Here is a 20,946-nt window from a genome sequence, read left to right as displayed (position 1 = left end):
GCTATTTCGGCTCCGTCACCGCACGGAACCGCAGCAGGCCGTGATAGACCGACAGGTCCTCGTCGTAGCGGGCTTCGGAAAACTCGAGCCGCAGGTTGACCAGATGATGCTCGTCGAGCTCCAGCGCCGCGTCGGCCAGCCGGGCGCGGGCGATCTCCATGATCTCCAGCACCTCCTTCCTGCCCTTGGCTTTCGACCAGACATGCAGGGTGAAGAGCTGTTCGGTGCCGCTCTCGGTACCGGTGCTCCAGTCGTAGAGACTGGTGCGGCCGAAGGTGATGTAAGGAAAGGCCACGTTGGCAGGCGCGTGATCGTGGATGCGCTGGCCGACCAGCGCGCTCAGCGCCACGTCGCCGGCGAGCGCGTCGAACACCGCCTTCTGCAGTTCAGCGGCGGGCGCTGGCATGGTCCTGCTCCCTGATCAGCGGATGCGGTGCCCTCGGCATCGGATCCGCTGCGAATTCCTCGGCGCCGTAAGAGGCATCAGCGTAGCCCGCCTCGATGTCCTCCGCCAGAGCGTGCGCCTTGAGGCGCAGCGCGCGGATCAGCCCGTCGAGCGTCAGTTGCATGGTCAGTTTCATGAGCCGGCCTCCCTGGTTCGGCAGACAAGATAGCGGCCGCTCTCGTCCGGATCGTGAACCGTCACGATCGCGAAGATCCGCCCCGCCCGCGTCAGGCGCATGCCGCTCGCCACGCCGTCGCGCCAGCGCATGGTGATGCGGTGCGTCACGGTCTCGAGCGTCTGGCCGGCACCGAAGACGGCACTCGCCGACACAGGCTCTATCAGCGCGAAGACGGTCGCCACCTCCGACCATGTTTCGACATGGCCGCCGAGCCCGTCCGGCACCAGCGCCACCGCTTCAAGCGCGAATTCGCTGCGCAGCGCGCCGGGATCGACGAACAGCGTGCCCATCACAGTCTCCGCAGCCGGTGGTGCGCGATCATGCGCTCATAGGCCGGCGGATAGGACACCGGTTGGTCGGCCGCACCATAGGTGGCGCGGAACTCGTACCAGTGGGCAACCAGCACCAGGATCACCCGCTTCAGCAGGTCGGGGACATCCGTGCCGGCCTCGCCAAAACCGGCGGAAAAATCGATCTCGATGCCGTTGAGTAAGCGCAGCGGCTCCGGCCGCGTCTCGAAATGCAGCCTTGCCGGCCGCGACAGCGTGTCGAGCTGGTAGCCGGCCGGGTCGATCAGCGAGGCCTCGCCCTCCGATCCGTAGACCGTCACCGCCAGGATTTCGCGCACCGGGTGCCTGCCGATCGGCACGCAGCCCTGGCTCGGCCAGGCATCGAGCGCCAGCCGCCAGCTCTGGTTGATCAGCGCCATGCCCGTCGCGCGCTCGACATCCTCGCGCGCCGCGCGGATCAGCCCGGCCAGGAGCTCGTCCTCGCTGGCATGGGAGAGCCTGAGATGCGCCTTCACCTCGGCAAGCGTCACCGGCTCGGCGGCCGGCGCCACCGTTCTGATCAATGTCATTCGTCACCTTGAGGGCATGAGGACAGGATGCGGCCCCGGCTGGAGGAACACCGGGGCCGCGCGACAGGCCGGCCGGGAAAGGGTGAACCCGGTCCTGGCCCGACTCGCGAAAGGTTGGTGATTGGAAATCGGCTCGATAACTCGCTCCACACCGTGAGCAAACGTCCGATTGTGAGGCCTGATCAAAACTCGCTCCTGCGAGTCAGCTGGAGAGTGGCTTCGGGGTCGCCTAAGGCGACGCGCGCAGCGTACTTTTCAGTACGTGAGCACCGGAAGCGCAGAAGACGCCTCCAGATGGCCGCAGGAGTAGAGTTTCGGCAGGGCTCAGGTGGTGCCGTATTTCAAGAGCTTGATCGCGTCGAAATCCTGCACACCGCCGCCGACACGCTTGGTCGTGTAGAACAGCACGTAGGGCTTTGCCGTGTACGGGTCGCGCAGCACGCGCACCCCGGTGCGGTCGACCACCAGATAGCCGCGCGAGAAATCGCCGAAGGCGATCGGTGTCGCGTCGGCTGCGGCGTTGGGCATGTCCTCCGCCTCGACCAGCGGGAAGCCCATCAGCATGGCGCGGCTGCCGGGGGCGGCCGGCGGCTGCCACAGATAGTTGCCGTCGGCATCCTTCAACTTGCGGATCGAGGCTTGCACCTTGCGGTTCATCACCCAGGTCGCGTTCTGCCGGTAGCCCGCCTTCAGCGCATAGACCGTATCGATCAGCACGTCCGACGCATTGCTCGCCGGCAGGGCGCCCGAAACGCCGGTGGCGATATAGCCGATCTGGCCCCACACCCAGCTCGCCTCGGCAACCCTGGTGTAGTCGAGAAAGCCCTTCGGCTTGTTGGTGCCGTTGCCGGTCACGAAGGCGGTGCCCTCCTGTTCGGCAAAGGCCGCCTCCACCTCGCTCGAGATCCACTGGTCGAGATCGACCACCGCGTCGTCGAGCAGCGAGGCGGTCGCCGCCGGCATGGCGTAGAGCTCCATGGTCGGGAACTGCAGCTCGGCCAGCGTATTGGCGGCGGTCTGCGGCCTTGCCGCCGTCTCGGCGACCCAGCCGACGGCCGGCCCCGAAACCGAGAACGGCTTCTTCAGCACCGCCGAGGACACCTGCCTGACCGAAGCGATCGAGCGGATCGGCGACAGTGTCGCCAGCCGCTTGCCGATCGCCGCTTCTGTCTCGTCGGGCACCAGGTAGCCGCCGTCGGGGCCGGAGCCATAGGACATCGCCTTGGTGTCGAGCGCGCGGATGGCGCGCTCGTCGCCCGAGCGCATATAGGCGTCGAAAGCCTGCTTGTGCTCGCCGGGCAGCGCCTGGCCGTCCTGGCCGAGCTGCGGCCGCAGGCGTTTCAGCGCCAGGCCGTCGAGCGCCCGCTTCTGCTCGTCGAGCGCCTTCGAGATGCGCTCGACCTTTTCGACGGTCAGCGCATCCGCGCCGCGCCGTTCGATCTCGGCGAGGCGCTGGTCGTTCGATTCGCGAAACGCCTCGAAGGTCGACATGAAATCGCCAAAGGCCTCGGCGATGTCGGCTGTATCGCCCGCCGCCTTGGTTTCGGGCGCGCGGGACTGTTCAACTGCGTGCATTGCTCGTCATTCCTTTCGTGTTGATCATGCGTGTCGCCGCGCGGATGCGCTCGGCGAGCGGTTGGTCCGGCCCGGCATCCCGCTCGCGCACCAGACTGGCGAAGCCGCGGGCAATCACCGCCCGGGCGTCGCCGCGTGTCAGCCCCGCATCCCGCGTGAGCCAGCATTCGAATTCGCGGATGGTCGGCAGCCTGCGCCGCCCCTTCACCGTCTCGACGCGCGCGCCGGGCAGCATCGGAAACGTCACCACCGAGATCTCCCAGAGGTCCGCCTCGAGGATGCGGCGCACGCCGCTCCTCGGATCGCTCCTCGCCTTCACCGCGCGAAACCCGATCGACAGTCCGTCGAGCCCGCCGCCGCGCATCAGGCTCAGAATCTCGCGCGCCCGCGCCACGTCCTTCGACAGTTTGCCGCGCACGAACAGCCCGCGCTGGTCCTCGCGGATCTCGGTCCAGACGCCGATCGGTTCGGCCGGATCGTGCTGGAACAGCATGCGGATGCCGCCGGCCCCGCGCGCCTTCAGCGATGCCGCGAAGGCGCCCTTCTCCACCACGTCCTTGCCGAGATCGACCCGCCCGAACAGGCTGGCATAGCCCGAAAACACGCCATCCGCCTCGACGGCATCCAGCACCAGATCGACGAACTTCTGCTCGCGAACCATTCTTTTTTTCCTATGAATTCTTTCGGGTCGCGCCGACGAAGACGCTCTAATCTCCCCCTTGAGGGGGGTGAGCGGCCGGTTCGCGGAGCGAATTCGCCATGCCGGTGGCATGGCGAAAGGCCAGCGAACGACGGGACGCTGCGAAGCAGCGGGGACTCGGCAAGGCCGGCAGGAAAGAGGGGGGTCGTTCGATCCCAAAAGCGAGCTCGGTGCCGAAGCCCCTACGTCTTCCGCCTCAGCACCCGCATCAGCGCCCCCAGCGCCCACCAGGCGCAGAGGCTCGCCGCCGCCGACCCCATCAGCATCGTCTCCGTCTGTCCGATCAGTCCCTCAAGATCGAGTTCGACCGCGATCTTCAGCCCCGCCGTGCCGCCGAACACCAGGCCGCTGACCACCCCGACGGCAAAGCGCGCCGCCGCCTCGCGGCGTCCGCGCGGCAGAATGTAGGCCAGCGAAATCGCCGACCCGGCCACTGCGCCCGCGCCCTTGGCGAGCCACAGCCAGGCCGTGTCAGCCATGTCGGTCATCTGGAACTCCGGTTCGGTTGATTGTGATGAGCGCCTTGGCGACCGGCGCGGTCATCGTCGCGCCAACGGCAAATGCCGCCTGGCAGCAGAGCTGCGATGGCGGCGGGCAATCGTGTCGTTACATCTGTGAAAGCGCTGTGAGGGGACGCCGCTCGTCGGCAGCACCCCCCGGACGGTACTGCAGCCGCGGCGGGTTCGCGCGCGGCTGCAGGGTTTCCTCAGGTCGCTTCGAGGATCATGTTCAGCGGCGTCTCGGCGGCGCGGCGGACATTGGTGAAACCGCCGGACCGGATCACTTCGGCCAGCCTTTTCTCGCCGGCCTGCGCGCCGAGCGCCATCCCCGTCTCCTGTGCCAGCGAAGTCGGCACGCAGATCATCGTGGAGGCCGAGTAGTACAGCCGCCCGACTGGATTGACGTTGTCTTCCAGCGTGTCGCCGGCCATCGGCTCGACCACCATCCAGGTGCCGCCGGGTTTCAGCGCCTTGCGGATATGCGCGGCGGCGGCCTTCGGATCGCCCATGTCGTGCAGGCAGTCGAAGCAGGTAATCACGTCGAAGTCGCGGCCGGAAAAATCCTGAGCCCGTCCGACCTCGAACGACACATTGCTTACCCCGTGCGCCTTGGCATGGGCGGTCGCCGCAGCGATCGAGCCCGGGTGGAAGTCGTATCCGATGAAGCTCGACTTCGGGAACGCCTGCGCCATCAGGATGGTGGAAAGGCCGTGCCCGCAGCCGACGTCGGCAACGGAAGCGCCGGCATTCAGCTTGTCGGTGACGCCGTTGAGAGCCGGCAGCCACTCCTGCACCAGCGCATTGACATAGCCCGGCCGGAACAGCCTGGCGACCGCGCAGAACATGCAGCCGGCCTGGTCGCCCCAGGCCACGCCCCTGCCCGTCTTGAACGCTGCCTGAACCTTCGGCTGGTTCTCCACCATCGCCGCTGCCGTATCGAAGGCGCCGATCAGGTTGACCGGGCTGTCCGGCGTGGCAAAGATCAGCGCCTGTTCCGGCGACAGCGAGAAACGCCCGCCCTCATGCTGCACATAGCCGGAGGCAACCTGCGCCGACAGCCATTCGCGCACATAGCGCGGCGCACATTTCGTCGCCACCGCCACGGCCTCGGGCGTCGCTGGACCCAGGCGCCCGAGCGCCTCGTAGAGACCCAGCGCGTCACCTATCCGCACCAGCGGCACGCTGACGGCGCCCCCGAGATCGCCGAGCACGCGCCCGACCAGTTCATTCAGCTTATCGTTGTCTACCTGTGTCATGAAAACTCCTTGCGGTCCGCGAACGGCGAGATGCCGTTCATGGAGCGAGGATGCGTCCGCCGGTTCCCGGGCGAATGTGGCAACCGTCCCGGGCGGGATGGAAAAAGGGCCGATATTCCGGGACCAATGTCCCGGCGCAGGCAAATCCGCGCCGCCTAGTCCGACAGGGCCATGACGATCGCCTGTGCGCGACTGTGCACGCCGAGCTTCGAAAAGACGGTCGAAAGCTGGTTGCGCACCGTCTTTGCGCTCTTTCCGAGGCGCTCGGCGATGGCGCGGTTGTCGAGACCCTGGGCGACGAGCTCGAGTATCTCGGTCTCCGAGGGCGTCAGGCCCGCGTCGCGCAGCGCCTGTGGCCTCGCCGCCTTGTCCTGGCCGAGAAAACTCGCAAGCTCACGGTGAAACACCTCCCATGCCGGCTCGTCCGGCAGCAAGACGTGGTTGCTGCTGTCCAGCGGCACGAAACGCGCACCGGGGATCGTCGCGGCCAGCTTGCAGCCTTGCTCGAAGGGCGCGCGCATGTCGCCCCGGCAGTGCGCGATCAGCGTCGGCACGTCAAGCGTCGCTGCCAGGTCGAGCACATCGATCCCCTGCATGTGCGACAGGAGCTCCGCGGCCACCTCGGGTGTCGCCGTCACCCGTTCGAGATCGCCCCACCAGCGGTGCTGTTCCGGGGTGCCGCCCGGAATGAATAGGTTGGTGAAGAACTGGCAGAAGGCCGGGTTCTCGCGTCCCCAGCCGATGCGCACGAAATTGACCAGCGTTTCGGCTTCCAGGCGTTCCGCGTCCGTCTGGGCTCGAACGCGTGCCCCTTGGCCATAGGCGTTCATCAGCACCAGATGCGAGACCCGCTCCGGGTGACGCACGGCATAGGCGATGGCCAGGGCGCCGCCCTGCGAAATCCCGAGCAGAACGAAGCGCGGATCCTCGATCGATGCCGCGACCGCGTCCATGTCCGCGTGCCAGGCGTCGATCGACAGGTCGCTCACGTGACGGTCCGAAAGGCCGCAGCCGCGCGGATCGTAGCGGATGAACCGGTTCTGCGCCGACAGGGCGTTGACCCAGGGCCGGTAGACCGGGCTTTCCAGGTCGTAGTCGACATGGCTCAGCCAGTGCGCCGCCCGCAGGATCACCGGCCCCTCGCCGCACGAGGCCATGGCAATGCGCGTGCCGTCCGCGGAGGTGCAGAACCCGATCTTCTGGTTGCGTCTCATGCCTCATCATAACGCGGCGGAAAGACCGTGAACAAGCTGCCACCGCCGCGCCTTCGCCTTGACGAACCCGCCTCGCCGGCGCGTCAGGCACCCGCAGGAACCCGATCCTCGGCCGGCCCGTACCCCACCGCCGCGCGCTTCTCGTCATCCGTCAGGAACGCCGCCGCGCCGACCCTCGCCCACAGCACCTCGCGTTCGGCCGACAGGCCGTCGACGCTGTCGGCGTCGTACCAGAGCCTCAGCCCTTCGCCGAACTCGGGCGCCAGCCAGGCCGACAGCTCCTTGGCGGTGCGCGCCACCAGAGGCAGCACGGTCATGCGGTAGAAGGCGCGATTGGCCTCCTGGTAGTTGGCATAGGTGTTGTCGCCCGGAATGCCGAGCAGCATCGGCGGCACGCCGAAGGCGAGCGCAATGTCGCGCGCCGCGCCGTTCTTGGCCTCGACAAAATCCATGTCCTTGGGCGTCAGGCCCATCGCCTTCCAGTCGAGCCCGCCGTCGAGCAGCAGCGGCCGCCCGGCCCGTGTCGCGCCGGAATAGCCGTCCTCGAGCTCGGCCTTCAGCCGGTCGAACTGCTCGTCGGAGAGATTGCCGCCCTCCTTCGGCGCATAGACAAGCGCACCGGACGGCCGCGCCGAATTGTCGAGCAGCGCCTTGTTCCAGCGGCCCGCCGCATTGTGCGTGTCGAGCGCCATGAGCGCCGCCTCCAGCGGCGCCAGGCCGTAGTGGTCGTCGAGCGGGTGGAACAGCGACAGATGCAGCGCGCCGCCGGCATGGCCTGCCGCCGCGAGCGGCACGGAGCGCCTGGCATTGTTCTGCCTGTAGTCGAGCGCCGTCGGCCAGCCGGCCGCATCGGTCGCCACCGTCACCCGGTCGGGGCGCAGCAGGTGCAGCTCGCGCGTGCCGCCCGCCGCCTCGATCAGTTCGGCATAGGCGTTGCCCGAGAGCAGCAGGTGGCCGTAGAGCATTTCGAGAAACGAGGCGCCCGCCTGGCGCTGGTTCGGCCGCTCGAGCAGTGCCAGCAGCGGATGCGTGTCGCGCTCCTCGGCGCCCTCGTAGAGCAGCCAGGGAATGGCCGACGCCGTCTCGGCGATCAGCCGCACCGAGCGGTGCACGACGGGATTGCGCAAAAAACCCTCGCGGGCAAGGGCGGCATAGTCGCGCCGCGTCCAGCGCGCCTCGCCCTGCGCATGCAGCGCGACAAAACCCTGCGCGTGCTTCTTCTCGGGCGGCACGGTGCGCCGCCACGGCCAGTTCAGGTTCATGAGCATGTCCCAATCGTTGCGAGGCTGCGCCTGTCGCGCCCCCCTCTGTCCTGCCGGACATCTCCCCCACATGGGGGGAGATCGGCTCTCACTTCCGCCGCGCACAACTCAAAACCCCGGCAACTGGCGAAACCGTCGAAGCTGCCAATCTCCCCACCCGTGGGGGAGATGGCCGGCAGGCCAGAGGGGGCGCCGTGCAGCGGTGGCGGTGAATGGTGAATGGGAAAATGGTAGTGCGAAACGTTGCTCCGGCTCCGAAGTGGATCAGGCCACAACGGTCCGCCCGGACCCCCATTCACCATTCACCACCTCACCACCTTATCCTCGGCTCCCCCACCCTGCCCGGCATCAGCTCCCCGACCGCCCAGACCAGAGCATCGACGCGGTCGGGCGAGCGGCCGGCGGACAGGCCGTTGGGGCCGAAATCGCACATCTCGTCTTCCAGTTCGGCAAAGCGCCCGGCATGCCTTACCCGGCCCTGCGCATAGAGGGCCGCCACCGGCTCGGCGCGCAGCCATTTTCCGCGGTTGGCGCGCACCGCCTTCACCGGCACCGCCGGATCGACGGTGCGGATCACCGCCGTCACCATGTCGCCGCCCTGGTTCACCTCGGCCACCAGGCAGTCGGCCTGCAGCCGATGATAGAGCGCCACCGCCCGCGCCGCCCAGTCCTGCGGCCGGGCCGCCCGCAGCGTCGCGTCTTCGATCACCACCGCATTGCCGGAACCGTCCAGTCCCGCGGCAATGATGCCGCAGGCGTCCGACGTCCTGCGCGCGCTCGCCGGCGGGTCCACCGCCACGACGATGCGGCCAAGCTCCGGCGCATCCGCAAGCCGTGCCTCCTCGATCATGGCGCGCGACCACAGCGCGTCCTCGCGGTCCTCGATCAGCTCGCCCATCAGTTCCTGGCGCGCCAGCACCGAGCCGCCATAGCGCGCCTCGACGGCACCCAGGAAACCCGGCGCCAGGTTCTGCCGGTTCTCGGCGGTCGGCATCACCGTGCGCATCACCGTGCGATCGGCCAGCAGCCGCTTGATCAGCCGCGTCGGCCTCGGCGTCGTGGTGATCAGCTGGCGCGGCATCCGCCCCAGCCGCAGGCCGAACTGCAGCATGTCGAACGCCGCCTCGGCATGTTTCCACTTCGCCGCCTCGTCGCACCAGGCGGCGTCGAATTGCGGCCCGCGCAGACTCTCGGGATCTTCCGAGGAAAACATCTGCGCCACCGCCCCGTTGTTCCACAGCAGCCGGCGCCGCGTCGCCTCGAAACGCGGGCGGTTGCCGCGCGAAATGGTGCGGATGCCCGACGGCCCGTCGATCATCACCTCGCGCACGTCGCCCAGCGTCTCGCCCACCAGCGCGATCTGGCCGTAGCGCAGCCTCTCCGGCGTGAAGGGCGGCAGGCCGCGCACCAGCGCATTGACCCATTCCGCCCCCAGCCGCGTCTTGCCCGCGCCGCGCCCGCCCGTCACCAGCCAGGTCGCGGCGACCGGATGCAGCAGCGGGTACTGCTTTGCCCGCGCGCTAAGGAGCCACTGGCCGACGAAGAGCGGCGTGCCCGCCGTCCCCACCGTCCTGTTCAAGAATTTCGCGAGCGATCTCCCACGCGAGCTCGATGATCTTGTCGTTGATGGCCTGAAGCATGGCTGCCAGTTCTTCATCCTGTGCGATCTGGTTGTCCCTGGCGGCTTCTTCCGGCCGGGTTATTTCGACGATCTTTTCGAGGCTGCGCGTCAGCGAGATGATCGCCTCGATCTCGGCCTTGTCGATGCGACCGCCGCCCTCGAGTGCGGCGCGCGTCACCTCCTCCAGCCGCTCCAGCAGCATGTTGGCGAGAATGCGGATGCGTTCGAGCACGTCGCCTATCAGGGGACGGTCGAGCCGCCAGCCGTCGCGCTCGGCCTCCCGCCGCAGGCTCGCCAGCGAGCGATTGGCGGCATCGGCAAGCAACGGCATGGACGGCCTTGCCCCCTCGGCCATAGCGCGCAGCGCGCGCCGCTGGGCACTGGGCCTGGAAGCCGGCATGGTCTTTTTCGATTCCTTGATGCTGGATGAGCCGGCGCGCAGACGAGGCTTTGGTCTCCGCCGCAGTGCGGCGATACCGGGCAGGACAGCGGGCCGCACCCGAGGATGCTGCCCAGCCATCTGGCTTGCGCCACTCACACTTTTCCGACGATAGCGAGACACTACCAAACCACCGTGACGGTGTCAAGGATTATTTTCCTATCTGCTTGCGGAAAGTCTGCCCCCTGTTGGCATGTTGGCCGGCCCGCCTCCGTCATCCTGGGCTTGGCCCGCGCCCCCGAGAGATCAAGCGCAACCCTCACGTCCCTTCCCCCGCGTCATATCGCTTGTTGCGAAAAGCTTAACGCTCCGTCGGCTAATCATGTCGGCAATAATAATAAAAGTGTGGGCCCGGGCCGCCCACGAAGCCGGGAAGCCCATGCAAGGTAGAGACAAGACCCCGCAAGCAAAAATCGCGCAGGATATCGCCGCGCTGGCCCTCGCCACCCTGCAATGCGACAACAAGCTCGTCATCACCAACGCCAATTCCGCCGCCGCCGAGATGTTCGGCCGGTCCGAGGACGAACTTGCCGGCAGGACGCTCGACGCGCTGCTGGAGTCCGGCTGCTACAGCGGACCCGATTGCCTGGCGGTGCTTGAATCGGGCTACCCGCAGCCCTTCCTGAAGCGCGACGGGTCGAGCTTCTTCGGTCTCGCCTTCCTGTCGGCCAACCGCACCGGATGGACCGTGCAGGTCGCCGACGTGGACGACATCGCCGTCCGGCACGAAAGCCTCATCAAGCGCGAGAGCACCTGGCGCCACGCCATCGAGGCTGCGGGGCACGGCGTCTGGGAAGTCGATGCGCGCAACAACACCCGGTTCTATTCCGACAGCTGGAAAAGATGCGCGGCTTTCCGATCGGCGAGCCGTCCGTCAACATGCATGAGAGCTGGGAAACACGCGTCCACCCGGACGATATCGAGCACGTCCGCAGCTTCAACAGCCACTACAAGATCGGCAGCGATGTGGTGTCGTTCGAATACCGCGAGCGCCGCCTTGACGGACGCTGGATCTGGATCTCGAGCCGCGGCCGCGCGGTGAGCTGGGACGACGACGGCACCGCGGTGCGGGTGCTGGGCACCGACACCGACATCACCCACCTCAAGGAGGCGCGGCAGGCGGTCGAAGCGCTGACGCAGCGGCTTGAAATGGCGCTGAAGACATCGGGCGTCGGCATCTGGGAGGTCGATCTCGACAAGCGCACCTTCACCTGCGACGAGGCACTGGCCGCGATCTACGGCTTTGCGGGAAAGGGCGGCGCTGAATTCCCGTTTTCCACTTGGCAGCAGAGCCTGCATCCGGACGACGCGGCCGGCGCGATCGAGGCAGCACACAAGGCCATGCAGTCCGGGTCGCGGCTCGAAACCTCCTTCCGCATTGTCCGTCCGGACGGCGCCGTACGCCATGTCAGTTCCGTTTGCGCCTGCACGCGCGGCGCCGACGGAACAGCGAAATTTCTGGGCGTCGACCGGGACATCACGGAGGACCGCGAGCGGGAAGACGAGCTGCGTGCCAAGCATCTACTGTTCGAAGGCGCGATCTACAACATGGCGCACGGCCTCACCATGTTCGATCGCGACGGCCGGTTGATCGTCTGCAACGATCTCTACTCGGAATTCTACGGCTTGCCGCCGGGCGTCGCAGTCCCCGGCGTGCATGTCGACGAACTCCTCGCCTACATGCTCGCCAACGGCACCATGCCGAAGAGCCAGATCGAGACTGCGACGGAGATCGTCCACCGGCTCGATCCTTCCAGCGGAGCGATCGACCAGACCTTTCATGTTTCGACCGGCCGCATCGTTGCCTTCACGACGACCCCGCTTGCCGGCGGCGGCTGGGTTTCGGTCCACCGCGACGTCACTGAGCAGCACCGGGCGAAGCTGCAGCTCGCCGAAAGCGAGGCGCGTTTCCGCGATTTCACCTCCATCGCCTCGGATTGGTGCTGGGAAACCGGTCCAGACCACCGGCTGAGCTTCGTCAGCGAGACGGCGCAATCCCACGCTCGCATCCATCCGGCGCTTGTCGTGGGCAACTCGCTTCTGGAGATTACGCTTCCCGAAGAGGACGGCAGGATCCTAGAAGGGCTGATGATCGCTCCCGACGGCAGTCCCAGCCCCGAGCAGTTCCGGAGCGTGCTGCTGCACATGACGGCGCCCGACGGCAGCCCGTTTCACTTCCGCCTCAGCGGCGCGCCACGGTTCGACGACGAAGGCCGGTTCCTCGGCTTCCGCGGTACGGGGTCCGATGTCACCGGGGAAGAAATCAACAAGCAGAACCTGGCCAGAACCGAGGCGCGCCTCAAGATCCGCACCAGGCAGCTCGTCGAGGCGCAGCAGATCGGCAAGATCGGTGACTGGAGCTACATGCTTGGCGATACGCACCTGTGGTGGGCGCCGGAGACCTATGCGCTGCTGCGCCGTGACCCGGCGACCTACGAGACGCGCTACGACGACGTGATGGCAGACTACTACGAGGACAGCCTGTCGCGCCTTCGTGCGACGCAGTCGGAAGTCGCCCGCACCGGAACTACCAAGAGCGTCGACGTCAAGGCGCGGCGCGGCGACGGCACGATCGTCGACTTCGCGATCATCTCCAAGGCCATCCGCGACAAGAGCGGCGCCCTCATCGGCTTCAAGGGCACCATCCAGGACATTACCGAGCGCAAGAGCGCGGAGGAACAGCTCGAACAGCTCGCCTATTTCGACGCGCTGACCGGCCTGCCCAACCGCGCCCGCTTCCATCTCGAACTGGAGCGCGCGATCCTCTCCAACAACAAGGCGCCGGTCAACGGCGCGCTGCTGCTGCTCGATCTCGATCGCTTCAAGGAGGTCAACGACGCGCTCGGCCACGATGCCGGCGACGAGATGCTGAAGAAGGTCGCGCGGCTGCTTGCGGCCGCCCTGCCCGAGAACAATTTCCTGGCGCGGCTCGGCGGCGACGAGTTCGCCGTCGTGCTGCCGCGCTCGACCGGCCGCAAGAGCATCGAGAAGATTGCACAGCGCATCAACACGCTGCTCAGCGGCTCGATCCAGCTCGACAGCGGCGAGGTATCGGTGGAAACCAGCATCGGGATCGCCCTCATCCCGACCGACGGCCGCAACAGCACCGACCTCATGCGCAACGCCGATCTGGCCCTCTATCAGGCCAAGGAGTCCGGCCGCGGCCGCTTCGAGTTCTTCAACGCCGGACTGTCTGACCTGGTACGTAACCGGCTTGCACTTTCACAGGACCTCAGGAAGACGGTCAGCGAGGGCAAGGGCCTCTTCGTCCACTACCAGCCGCAGGTGCAGCTCGACACCGGTCACGTCACCGGCTTCGAAGCACTGTTGCGCTGGGATCATCCCGAACGCGGCCTGGTTTCGCCCACGGAGTTCATCCCGATCGCAGAATCCTCGCACCTGATCTGCGACGTCGGTCTTTGGGTGCTGCGCGAGGCGGTGCACCAGGCCAAGGCCTGGATCGATGCCGGCGAAGCGCCGCGACAGATGGCGGTCAATGTCTCGGCCGCGCAGATCTGGCGCTCCGATTTCGCCGCCGACGTCGCGGCACTGCTCGAAGAGACCGGGCTCGAGCCGTCGTTGCTGTGCCTCGAACTGACCGAAACCCTGCTTGCCGACCATACCGAGGGCCAGGTCCGACAGGTGCTGGAGCGGTTGCACGGGCTTGGCGTTACCCTTGCCCTCGACGATTTCGGCACCGGCTACTCCTCGCTGGGCTACCTCAGGCAATTGCCGTTCAAGAAGCTCAAGATCGACCGCATCTTCATCAGCGGCGCCACGCAGTCGGTGCATGCGCGCGAGTTGCTGAGCGGCATCATCGCATTGACGCGCGGGCTCAACATGACGGCGGTGGCCGAAGGCGCGGAACTGCCCGAGGAAGTCGACATGCTGCGCGAAATGGGCTGCGACAATGTGCAGGGCTTCGCCTATGCCAGGCCGCAATCTGCCGACGAAGCCATCGCCTTCGTTCACCGGCACGAGCGGGACATTCTCGGCACGATCCCCCGCCCCCACCTTTCCCCCAGATCCCTGAAACGCTCGTCGGCGGCCTGATCCGGGTCAGCATCGGCACGCCGTGCGAGGCAGTCCAACGCTGTCTCTTGACGTTCTGCCTGGCCTATTATATAGCCAACTAGTAATATAACTAATTGGATATATAAATGGACGCCATCAGCACCACCCTTTCGGCGCTCGCCGATCCGACCCGCCGTGCCATCCTCGCCCGGCTGGCGGAAGGCGAGGCTTCCGTCACCGATCTGGCGGCTCCATTCGCGCTCAGCCAGCCGGCCATCTCGAAACATCTCAAAGTGCTCGAAAAGGCCGGGCTGATATCGCAGGCCAGGACCGCGCAGTTCAGGCCGCGCCGGCTCGAGACCGCGCCGCTCAAGCAGGTCTCAGACTGGGTCGACCAATACCGGAAGTTCTGGGAGCCGAGCTTCGACCGGCTCGACCAATACCTCGCCGAAATCCAGAAAAAGGATGCCGACAATGCCAAGTGACGCCAGCGAACTCACCATCACCCGCGTCTTCGATGCGCCGCGCGCCCTCGTTTTCGAGGCGTGGACCGACCCCGACCATCTCGCGCGCTGGTCGGGCCCGGAGGGGTTCACCTCCTCGCAGGACTATTTCTCAGCCACGCCCGGCGGCAAGTACCGCGTCTGCCTGCGTGAACCCAATGGCACCGAGCACTGGGTGCGCGGCACCTACCGCGAGGTCGTGCCGCCCGAAAAACTGGTCTTCACCCACGCTTGGGAGGACGGCCACGGCGGCACCAGCCCCGAGACGCTTGTCACCGTGCTGTTCACCGAACTGGCAGGCAAGACCAAGATGGTGCTTCGCCAGACCGGCTTCGAAAGCAAGGCCTCCCGCGACGGGCACGAGGAGGGATGGAGCAGCTCCTTTGCCGACCTCGACCGCTATCTCGCCAGGGCCCGGCGGCCTGCCAGAGCAAGGAGTGCGGTGCGATGAAGCTCTACTATGCCCCCACCCTCCACTCCTACAAGGCCTGCGCGGTGGCGCGCTATCTCGATTCGCCGGTCGAGTTCGTCGCCGTCGACCTCAAGGCAGGCGAGCACAGGTCGCCCGCCTTTCTCGCCATCAATCCCGGCGCACGCGTGCCCGTCCTGTCGGAGGGCGGAAAGTCCCTGTGGGAATCGAACGCCATCATGATGCGCCTGGCATTGCTCGCCGGCTCGGACCTGTGGCCGCAGGGGGTCGCACAGTCCGACGTATTGCGGTGGCTGAGCTGGGATTCCGAGCATTTCAAGCCGCATGCCGGCGCCTTCTACTTCGAGCATATCATCAGGCCGGCGATCGGCCTCGGCGATCCGGACCCGGCAGCCCTCGCCGCGGCCACCCCGCCCTTCCTGGCCTCGGCGAAAATCCTCGACGACCATCTCTCCGGACGGCAATTCCTGCTCGACGACCCCCTGACGATCGCGGATTTCGCGCTGGCCGTCACGCTGCCCTTCGCCGAGCAGTCGGCGATGCCGCTCGACGGCTTCCCGTCGATCCGAGACTGGCACGCGCGGCTTGAGGCGCTGCCGGCCTGGCGCGCGCCATTCCCCCAATCGGCGCAGGCCTCGGCGGCCTGAATCGCTCCCCTGTGGCGCTGCATCTCCCGCAGCGTCACCAAATTGCCATAGCGCTAGGGAATTTGTGTCTAACGGCCGCAAAAGCCGCTATTGTCCTTGTCGTGCCTGGAAAAATCGGGAACAAGACCCTCTATCAAGGCGCTTGCGCTCGACGCCCTGAGAATGCCGCAAGGCTCGTCACGCTCGAAAGCAAGCCCCGCATCGGACGCATTGCTGAATGGTAAGTCCCAACGAAACGCGCAAACGACCTCGTCCGAAGGCCACACGGCTGCTCGCGATCGATGCGTGGATCGATTCGACCCTCTACGAGGCCGGCTTCAAGGCGAGCGAAATCTGGGAATCGCTCACCATCTTCTCGCGGCGTTTCCGCTTCTACGGCTGGCGGCGCGGATTCTTCGAACTGGCCAGCGAGGGCTTCACGATGGGCGTCGTGGGCTCCATCATCATGCTGGCGCTGGCGCTCCCGGCCTTCGAGGAAACCGCGCGCAACTGGCGCGCCCAGGACGATTTCGCAGTCACCTTTCTCGACCGCCAGGGTAACGAGATCGGCCAGCGCGGCATCATCCAGCGTGAGTCGGTGCCGGTCGACGACATGCCCGACCATTTCATCAAGGCGGTGCTGGCGACGGAAGACCGCCGCTTCTTCGAGCATTACGGCATCGACTTCCTCGGCCTGATCCGCGCGATGGGCGAAAACCTGCGCGCCAACTCGGTCGTCCAGGGCGGCTCGAGCCTCACCCAGCAGCTGGCCAAGAACCTCTTCCTCACCAACGAGCGCACCATCGAGCGCAAGGTCAAGGAAGCCTTCCTCGCCATCTGGCTCGAGTGCAACCTGTCGAAGAAGGAAATCCTGCAGTTCTATCTCGACCGCGCCTATATGGGCGGCGGCACCTTCGGCATCACGGCGGCTTCCGACTTCTACTTCGGCAAGTCGGTCAAGGATCTCAACCTGGCCGAATCAGCGATGCTGGCGGGCCTGTTCAAGGCGCCGGCCAAATACGCGCCGCACGTCAACCTGCCGGCGGCGCGTGCGCGCGCCAACGTGGTGCTCACCAACATGGTGCAGGGCGGCTTCATGACCGAGGGCCAGGTCCTGTCGGCCAGGCTGCATCCGGCCACCATCGTCGACCGCGACGACCGCAAGAGCCCCGACTACTTCCTCGACTGGGCCTTCGAGGAGGTCAAGCGGCTGACCGCCCGTTCCGGCGTTCGCTCGATGATCGCCAAGACCACCATCGACATGAACATCCAGCGCGCCACGGCTGAATCGCTGGAATACAACCTGCGCCAGCACGGCGTCGAATACGGCGTCACCGAGGGCGCCATCGTGGTCATGGAAGCCGGCGGCGCGGTGCGCGCCATCGTCGGCGGCACCGACTACGGCAAGAGCCAGTTCAACCGCGCCACCAGCGCGCTGCGGCAAACCGGCTCGTCCTTCAAGCCCTATGTCTATGCCACCGCCATGGAAAACGGCTTCACGCCGGAATCGCGCATCGACGACGGGCCGATCTCGTGGGGCGGCTGGTCGCCCAAGAATTACGCCCGCAGCTACAATGGCGGCATGGATCTAACCACCGCGCTGGTCAAGTCGATCAACACCGTGCCGGTCCGGCTCGCCAAGGACTTCCTCCACACCGGGCCGATCAAGGCGCTGGCCGAGTCCTTCGGCGTCGAATCGATCCTCTCCCTGCACAAGACCATGGTGCTCGGCACGTCGGGCATGACGGTGATGGACCAGGCCACCGGCTACAGCGTCTTCCAGAACAACGGCTACGCCGGCATGCGCCACGGCATCACCCAGGTGATCAGCCGCAGGGGCGACGTCATCTACGACTACGAGCGCGACGCGCCGAAGCCGAAGCGCGTTCTGTCGGACCAGGCGGTCCGCTCGATGAATTCCATCCTGGTGCAGATCCCGGAGATCGGTACGGCGCGCCGGGCAGCGCTTCCCAACATTCGCGCCGCCGGCAAGACCGGCACCACGCAATCCTACCGCGATGCCTGGTTCGTCGGCTTCACCGGCAACTACCTGGCCGCCGTCTGGCTCGGCAATGACGATTTCAGCACCACGCGGCGCATGACCGGCGGCTCGCTGCCGGCGATGGTGTGGAAGCGGCTGATGACCTATGCGCACCAGAATGTCGACCTCAAGCCGATCCCGGGCATCGAAAATCCCTTCGTCGACGAGAAGGTGGCCGCAAAGGCGGCGAAGAAGGCGGACGAGGAGAACACCGGCAATTTCGAACAGCGCCCGGTCCTGTCCAGCGCCACGACGCGTGCCCTTCGCAGCATCGCCGATGCCTTCCGCAACGCCCCGCCCATCGAGGCGCCGCCCACGCCCGAAACGCTTTCGGCGCTGTAACGGCGCCCTCTCCCGCAGGGCCGGCCGCCGCTTCCGGGCGAACCTGCTTGCCATCACGGCTCGCCGCACGGTATCGGAGCGGCACCACTTCTCCGGCGGACCATGCTGAAAACAGTCCTCACCATCTTCATCGTTATCTGCATCGCGGTGCTCGGGGGCGGCGCCAGCGTCTGGTACATGCTGAACGCCAAGGAAAGCGTCGGCGCGGTCACCGTCGGGCGCTGGACCGCCTTTCCCGAAATCGGCACGCCGGACGCCGATCCCTACGCCAAGGCGAGAATCGCGCGCGAAGGCGTGCTGGCGCTCGGCCGCGCCGAGGGCCTGACCTTCACGGCGCAGCGCGATACGGCCGGCGACCCGCTGCGCCGCGAATGCAGCTACACGATCGAGGGAGCGGTGCCGCCTGCCCGCTTCTGGACCATCTACGCGGCCGATGCCAACGACGCCATCATCGAGTCGCGAAAGCTGCGCCCGAGCGCGCTGCATTCCTACCAGTTGCTCAGAAAGCCCGACAATTCGGTCGTCATCACGGCCGGCACCAACCCCAGCCCCGGCAACTGGCTGGCGCTGTCGGGAGAAGGCCGCATGAGCCTGGTGCTGACCTTCTACGACACGCCGATCGCCAGCAGCACCGGCGTCTCCGACATCGAGCTCCCCGCAATCATCAACGCAGGCTGCAATGGTTAGACTGCTCTACGCAGCCCTTGTGGCACTGGTCGGCGCGGCGATCGTGCACATCTCGGTGCTCCTGCTCCTGCCGCATTTCTCCGATCGCGACGCCTGGGCCCGGCTTGCCGAAGCCGCCGACTACTACAAGCCGGTGCGCATCGACGCTGCCGCCGGCGAGGTGCCGATCGTCAGGTCGCTCGATCCGCTGTTTTATGCCAGTGCCTGCCGCTTCGACCTGTCGGACGGGCCGGTGCGTGTCCATACGCCGGGCAACGTCCCCTACTGGTCGGTGTCGATCTACAATCGCGGCGGCCAGAACGTCTATGCCTTCACCGACAGGGCGACCGATACGGGGCAGCTCGATGTCGTCGTGCTCAGCGCCGCGCAGATGATCGAGACGCGCAAGCAGCTGCCGGAAGAGTTCCGCAATTCCATTCTGGTCGAGGCGCCCGTCGGTCAGGGCATCGTCGTGGTGCGCAGCTTCGTCCCCGACATCAGCTGGCAGCCGACCGCCACGCGCTTCCTGCGCAACCTCGCCTGCTCGCGGAGCTGATCGCTCCGGGGTCCTTGGCCTAGTGGTGCGGCGCCGGCTTGTCGCGGCGTGGCTCGGCAGCATTGGCGCGGCCCGCCTTGTCGACCGGCTCGAGGCTGGTCGCCCGCTCGTATCTGATGCCTGGAAAGATGACCACGGATCCCGTCGTTCCGGGGGGTGGCGGGTTTCTGGTGACTGCCGCATTTCGCGGCGAAAATGACACTACGCTGCCCATGACTGGCGATTCCCTCTCGGTTTGACCGGAGCAGGTACGCAACGCCTCCTCCTCCATAAGGCCAGCAGACGGTTAACAGCACTTTAACGGATCGCCGCTAATTTGACCTTCCAGCGGGTGGTGACGGGCCTTTCGGGGCCGTTTTTCCTCCCATGTTTCGTGCGTAAAGTGTCAGGCGTTTTCAAGCAGTGTCATCTTCCGATTTCAGGCAGATCACGATCAAGGGCGAGGCCGGCAAGGCCGACCGCCTGTTCCGTGCGGCCACATCGGCCTTCTGCTCGCTGACGCGCCCGTCCCGGCGCGATATCGTCCAGATCGAAGACCTCGCCCTCCCCCTCTTCAACCTCGTCTCAGTGGAAGCGCGCCGCTACATGGCTGCCGCGCTGAGCGACTGCCAGTCCCCTCCTCCTGCCCTCGTCAGGCGGCTCTGCGACGAGACCGTCGACGTCGCCGCGCCGCTCCTCATCCGCTCCAAGGCGCTGACCGACACCGACCTCATCACGCTGATCAGCCGGCATGGCGCCGGCCACGCGCGGGCGATCGCCCGTCGTCCCGACCTGCATCCGGCAATTGCCAGCCTGGCGGCGCTGCTGACGCGGCAGCCGGCACTGCATCGCCGCGAGCCCGAAGCATTGCAACCGTCACCGGCACCGGCAGGCGAGACGGGAACAACGCCCGCCCCGGTCGCACAGGGCGAAGCCGCCGACAATGCGCGCCGCAGGCTGCGCTCGATGATGCGGCCGGATCCTGCATATGGCAGCAGGATCGCCGCGCCCGCCAGCAGCCGCACGCCCTATGAGCGGCTGCGAGACACTGCGCTCAGTGGCAGCCCGGTGCTTTTCCAGACGGCGCTCGCCGACACGCTGGAACTCGACTTCGCACAAGCCGGCAGCGTGCTTCTGCCCACGAGCCACGCCAGGCTCCTGACGGCGCTGCGCGCGCTCGATCTCGACGTCGAGCAGGCTTTCCTGATTGCTGCGGCGACATACCCGTCGCACTTCCCGCAGGCCGAGAAGGTCCGGCTGTTTGCGGCGACCTATCGCGATCTTCGGCACGAGACGGCGCTCGAACGCGTTGCCGCATGGCGGCAGGAGGTTGTCGACCCTTTGCCTGCCGGCGCCGCTTCTGTCCCCGCGAAGGATCGTGGCGTCATTCTTTCGGCAGCGAAATAAGCTCTTCGACCGGTACCGCGCCGGGCTCAATTTCCACCACCCAGATGTCAGGATCGAAGCGGGCTTCCTTCTCCAGCCTCAGATCGGCGGCGCCTAATTCCTCGCCGGTGTCGATGTGCTGGAAAATCCGCTCGTCCGGCTTCGCGCTGTCATAGCTGGTTTGGGGTGCGGGGGCGTAGAGCGCTGCGCCGCCCATCCTGTCGCGCACGACGAGGAACACGGCGCCGGCCTCGGGCGAGCCACGGCGGATGATCGCCGCGAAACCGCCGGCGCCGAAAACCCTCTTCACGAGGGCCGATACCCAGAAATCCGTGGTCAGTCGCATGGCCGGTC

At 66.6% G+C, this 20,946-nt stretch carries 21 protein-coding genes and 1 pseudogene; 9 read left to right on the top strand and 13 right to left on the bottom strand.

Annotated elements, in window-relative coordinates:
* Window position 1 precedes the first annotated feature (1 nt).
* The 12 genes from ACT2BZ_RS14370 to ACT2BZ_RS14315 all read right to left on the bottom strand — a co-directional run bounded on the left by ACT2BZ_RS14370 (window position 2) and on the right by ACT2BZ_RS14315 (window position 10,010).
* Window positions 2-406 carry a DUF3168 domain-containing protein gene (locus ACT2BZ_RS14370; RefSeq protein ID WP_457935817.1) on the bottom strand — a complete coding sequence of 135 codons (405 nt, stop codon included), beginning with the start codon at window positions 404-406 and terminating at the stop codon, window positions 2-4.
* A complete protein-coding gene (locus ACT2BZ_RS14365; protein WP_457935816.1) occupies window positions 387-581 on the bottom strand; it encodes a hypothetical protein in 195 nt (64 codons plus the stop codon). The genes ACT2BZ_RS14370 and ACT2BZ_RS14365 overlap by 20 nt, the downstream gene beginning before the upstream one ends.
* Window positions 578-916: a phage head closure protein gene (locus ACT2BZ_RS14360; RefSeq protein ID WP_457935815.1), complete on the bottom strand. Its 339-nt coding sequence runs from the start codon at window positions 914-916 to the stop codon at window positions 578-580. Before ACT2BZ_RS14360 ends, ACT2BZ_RS14365 begins: the two co-directional genes overlap by 4 nt.
* The gene (locus ACT2BZ_RS14355; RefSeq protein WP_457935814.1) at window positions 913-1,482 is read right to left on the bottom strand and encodes a head-tail connector protein; all 570 of its coding nucleotides are present in this window, start codon (window positions 1,480-1,482) and stop codon (window positions 913-915) included. The genes ACT2BZ_RS14360 and ACT2BZ_RS14355 overlap by 4 nt, the downstream gene beginning before the upstream one ends.
* A gap of 324 nt (window positions 1,483-1,806) precedes the next feature.
* A complete protein-coding gene (locus tag ACT2BZ_RS14350) occupies window positions 1,807-3,057 on the bottom strand; it encodes a phage major capsid protein (protein WP_457935813.1) in 1,251 nt (416 codons plus the stop codon).
* Complete coding sequence (locus tag ACT2BZ_RS14345; protein ID WP_457935812.1) at window positions 3,044-3,718, bottom strand: HK97 family phage prohead protease; 675 nt, start codon at window positions 3,716-3,718, stop codon at window positions 3,044-3,046. The genes ACT2BZ_RS14350 and ACT2BZ_RS14345 overlap by 14 nt, the downstream gene beginning before the upstream one ends.
* Before the next feature lie 221 nt (window positions 3,719-3,939).
* Window positions 3,940-4,245 (bottom strand): DUF6107 family protein, encoded by a 306-nt coding sequence (locus ACT2BZ_RS14340; protein ID WP_457935811.1) that lies wholly within the window; start codon window positions 4,243-4,245, stop codon window positions 3,940-3,942.
* A gap of 218 nt (window positions 4,246-4,463) precedes the next feature.
* The gene (locus tag ACT2BZ_RS14335) at window positions 4,464-5,513 is read right to left on the bottom strand and encodes a methyltransferase domain-containing protein (protein WP_457935810.1); all 1,050 of its coding nucleotides are present in this window, start codon (window positions 5,511-5,513) and stop codon (window positions 4,464-4,466) included.
* Between the two features lie 155 nt (window positions 5,514-5,668).
* The gene (locus ACT2BZ_RS14330; RefSeq protein ID WP_457935809.1) at window positions 5,669-6,727 is read right to left on the bottom strand and encodes an alpha/beta fold hydrolase; all 1,059 of its coding nucleotides are present in this window, start codon (window positions 6,725-6,727) and stop codon (window positions 5,669-5,671) included.
* Between the two features lie 83 nt (window positions 6,728-6,810).
* On the bottom strand, window positions 6,811-7,989 hold the full coding sequence (locus ACT2BZ_RS14325; RefSeq protein ID WP_457935808.1) for a phage portal protein: 1,179 nt from the start codon (window positions 7,987-7,989) through the stop codon (window positions 6,811-6,813).
* A 310-nt stretch (window positions 7,990-8,299) separates the two neighbouring features.
* Window positions 8,300-9,556, bottom strand: a complete 1,257-nt coding sequence (locus tag ACT2BZ_RS14320) for a DNA-packaging protein (RefSeq protein WP_457941325.1) — start codon at window positions 9,554-9,556, stop codon at window positions 8,300-8,302.
* Window positions 9,510-10,010 (bottom strand): hypothetical protein, encoded by a 501-nt coding sequence (locus ACT2BZ_RS14315; RefSeq protein ID WP_457935807.1) that lies wholly within the window; start codon window positions 10,008-10,010, stop codon window positions 9,510-9,512. The genes ACT2BZ_RS14320 and ACT2BZ_RS14315 overlap by 47 nt, the downstream gene beginning before the upstream one ends.
* A gap of 232 nt (window positions 10,011-10,242) precedes the next feature.
* Here ACT2BZ_RS14315 and ACT2BZ_RS14310 point away from each other — a divergent pair.
* From ACT2BZ_RS14310 to ACT2BZ_RS14270, 9 genes and pseudogenes are all read left to right on the top strand, one after another.
* A pseudogene (locus tag ACT2BZ_RS14310) lies at window positions 10,243-10,557 on the top strand (hypothetical protein); the annotation flags it as partial.
* Window positions 10,558-10,892: 335 nt separating this feature from the next.
* On the top strand, window positions 10,893-14,102 hold the full coding sequence (locus ACT2BZ_RS14305) for an EAL domain-containing protein (RefSeq protein ID WP_457935806.1): 3,210 nt from the start codon (window positions 10,893-10,895) through the stop codon (window positions 14,100-14,102).
* Between the two features lie 107 nt (window positions 14,103-14,209).
* Window positions 14,210-14,548: an ArsR/SmtB family transcription factor gene (locus tag ACT2BZ_RS14300; RefSeq protein WP_457935805.1), complete on the top strand. Its 339-nt coding sequence runs from the start codon at window positions 14,210-14,212 to the stop codon at window positions 14,546-14,548.
* Complete coding sequence (locus tag ACT2BZ_RS14295) at window positions 14,529-15,017, top strand: SRPBCC family protein (RefSeq protein WP_457935804.1); 489 nt, start codon at window positions 14,529-14,531, stop codon at window positions 15,015-15,017. The genes ACT2BZ_RS14300 and ACT2BZ_RS14295 overlap by 20 nt, the downstream gene beginning before the upstream one ends.
* On the top strand, window positions 15,014-15,643 hold the full coding sequence (locus tag ACT2BZ_RS14290; protein ID WP_457935803.1) for a glutathione S-transferase family protein: 630 nt from the start codon (window positions 15,014-15,016) through the stop codon (window positions 15,641-15,643). Before ACT2BZ_RS14295 ends, ACT2BZ_RS14290 begins: the two co-directional genes overlap by 4 nt.
* A 217-nt stretch (window positions 15,644-15,860) precedes the next feature.
* Window positions 15,861-18,005 (top strand): transglycosylase domain-containing protein, encoded by a 2,145-nt coding sequence (locus tag ACT2BZ_RS14285; protein WP_457935802.1) that lies wholly within the window; start codon window positions 15,861-15,863, stop codon window positions 18,003-18,005.
* Window positions 18,006-18,107: 102 nt separating this feature from the next.
* Window positions 18,108-18,692 (top strand): DUF1214 domain-containing protein, encoded by a 585-nt coding sequence (locus tag ACT2BZ_RS14280; RefSeq protein WP_457935801.1) that lies wholly within the window; start codon window positions 18,108-18,110, stop codon window positions 18,690-18,692.
* Window positions 18,685-19,227 (top strand): DUF1254 domain-containing protein, encoded by a 543-nt coding sequence (locus tag ACT2BZ_RS14275; protein ID WP_457935800.1) that lies wholly within the window; start codon window positions 18,685-18,687, stop codon window positions 19,225-19,227. Before ACT2BZ_RS14280 ends, ACT2BZ_RS14275 begins: the two co-directional genes overlap by 8 nt.
* 402 nt (window positions 19,228-19,629) lie before the next feature.
* Window positions 19,630-20,613: a DUF2336 domain-containing protein gene (locus tag ACT2BZ_RS14270; RefSeq protein WP_457935799.1), complete on the top strand. Its 984-nt coding sequence runs from the start codon at window positions 19,630-19,632 to the stop codon at window positions 20,611-20,613.
* On the opposite strand, the gene ACT2BZ_RS14265 is transcribed toward ACT2BZ_RS14270, so the two are convergent.
* The gene (locus tag ACT2BZ_RS14265; protein ID WP_457935798.1) at window positions 20,591-20,938 is read right to left on the bottom strand and encodes a DUF1491 family protein; all 348 of its coding nucleotides are present in this window, start codon (window positions 20,936-20,938) and stop codon (window positions 20,591-20,593) included. The genes ACT2BZ_RS14270 and ACT2BZ_RS14265 overlap by 23 nt on opposite strands.
* Between the last annotated feature and the right edge of the window lie 8 nt (window positions 20,939-20,946).

Source organism: Mesorhizobium sp. 10J20-29 (assembly GCF_054130485.1).
The sequence above is the reverse complement of the archived record's forward strand: the minus strand, read 5'-3'. Positions and strand labels throughout refer to the sequence as shown.

What these genes read in the sequence shown, in the direction of transcription:
- ACT2BZ_RS14280 (WP_457935801.1), top strand. Translation starts at nt 18,108, where the DNA reads ATGCTGAAAACAGTCCTCACCATCTTCATCGTTATCTGCATCGCGGTG.
- ACT2BZ_RS14370 (WP_457935817.1), bottom strand. Translation starts at nt 406, where the DNA reads ATGCCAGCGCCCGCCGCTGAACTGCAGAAGGCGGTGTTCGACGCGCTC.
- ACT2BZ_RS14300 (WP_457935805.1), top strand. Translation starts at nt 14,210, where the DNA reads ATGGACGCCATCAGCACCACCCTTTCGGCGCTCGCCGATCCGACCCGC.
- ACT2BZ_RS14365 (WP_457935816.1), bottom strand. Translation starts at nt 581, where the DNA reads ATGAAACTGACCATGCAACTGACGCTCGACGGGCTGATCCGCGCGCTG.
- ACT2BZ_RS14330 (WP_457935809.1), bottom strand. Translation starts at nt 6,727, where the DNA reads ATGAGACGCAACCAGAAGATCGGGTTCTGCACCTCCGCGGACGGCACG.
- ACT2BZ_RS14305 (WP_457935806.1), top strand. Translation starts at nt 10,893, where the DNA reads ATGCGCGGCTTTCCGATCGGCGAGCCGTCCGTCAACATGCATGAGAGC.
- ACT2BZ_RS14325 (WP_457935808.1), bottom strand. Translation starts at nt 7,989, where the DNA reads ATGAACCTGAACTGGCCGTGGCGGCGCACCGTGCCGCCCGAGAAGAAG.
- ACT2BZ_RS14315 (WP_457935807.1), bottom strand. Translation starts at nt 10,010, where the DNA reads ATGCCGGCTTCCAGGCCCAGTGCCCAGCGGCGCGCGCTGCGCGCTATG.
- ACT2BZ_RS14345 (WP_457935812.1), bottom strand. Translation starts at nt 3,718, where the DNA reads ATGGTTCGCGAGCAGAAGTTCGTCGATCTGGTGCTGGATGCCGTCGAG.
- ACT2BZ_RS14335 (WP_457935810.1), bottom strand. Translation starts at nt 5,513, where the DNA reads ATGACACAGGTAGACAACGATAAGCTGAATGAACTGGTCGGGCGCGTG.
- ACT2BZ_RS14295 (WP_457935804.1), top strand. Translation starts at nt 14,529, where the DNA reads ATGCCGACAATGCCAAGTGACGCCAGCGAACTCACCATCACCCGCGTC.
- ACT2BZ_RS14265 (WP_457935798.1), bottom strand. Translation starts at nt 20,938, where the DNA reads ATGCGACTGACCACGGATTTCTGGGTATCGGCCCTCGTGAAGAGGGTT.
- ACT2BZ_RS14275 (WP_457935800.1), top strand. Translation starts at nt 18,685, where the DNA reads ATGGTTAGACTGCTCTACGCAGCCCTTGTGGCACTGGTCGGCGCGGCG.
- ACT2BZ_RS14355 (WP_457935814.1), bottom strand. Translation starts at nt 1,482, where the DNA reads ATGACATTGATCAGAACGGTGGCGCCGGCCGCCGAGCCGGTGACGCTT.
- ACT2BZ_RS14340 (WP_457935811.1), bottom strand. Translation starts at nt 4,245, where the DNA reads ATGACCGACATGGCTGACACGGCCTGGCTGTGGCTCGCCAAGGGCGCG.
- ACT2BZ_RS14285 (WP_457935802.1), top strand. Translation starts at nt 15,861, where the DNA reads ATGGTAAGTCCCAACGAAACGCGCAAACGACCTCGTCCGAAGGCCACA.
- ACT2BZ_RS14350 (WP_457935813.1), bottom strand. Translation starts at nt 3,057, where the DNA reads ATGCACGCAGTTGAACAGTCCCGCGCGCCCGAAACCAAGGCGGCGGGC.
- ACT2BZ_RS14290 (WP_457935803.1), top strand. Translation starts at nt 15,014, where the DNA reads ATGAAGCTCTACTATGCCCCCACCCTCCACTCCTACAAGGCCTGCGCG.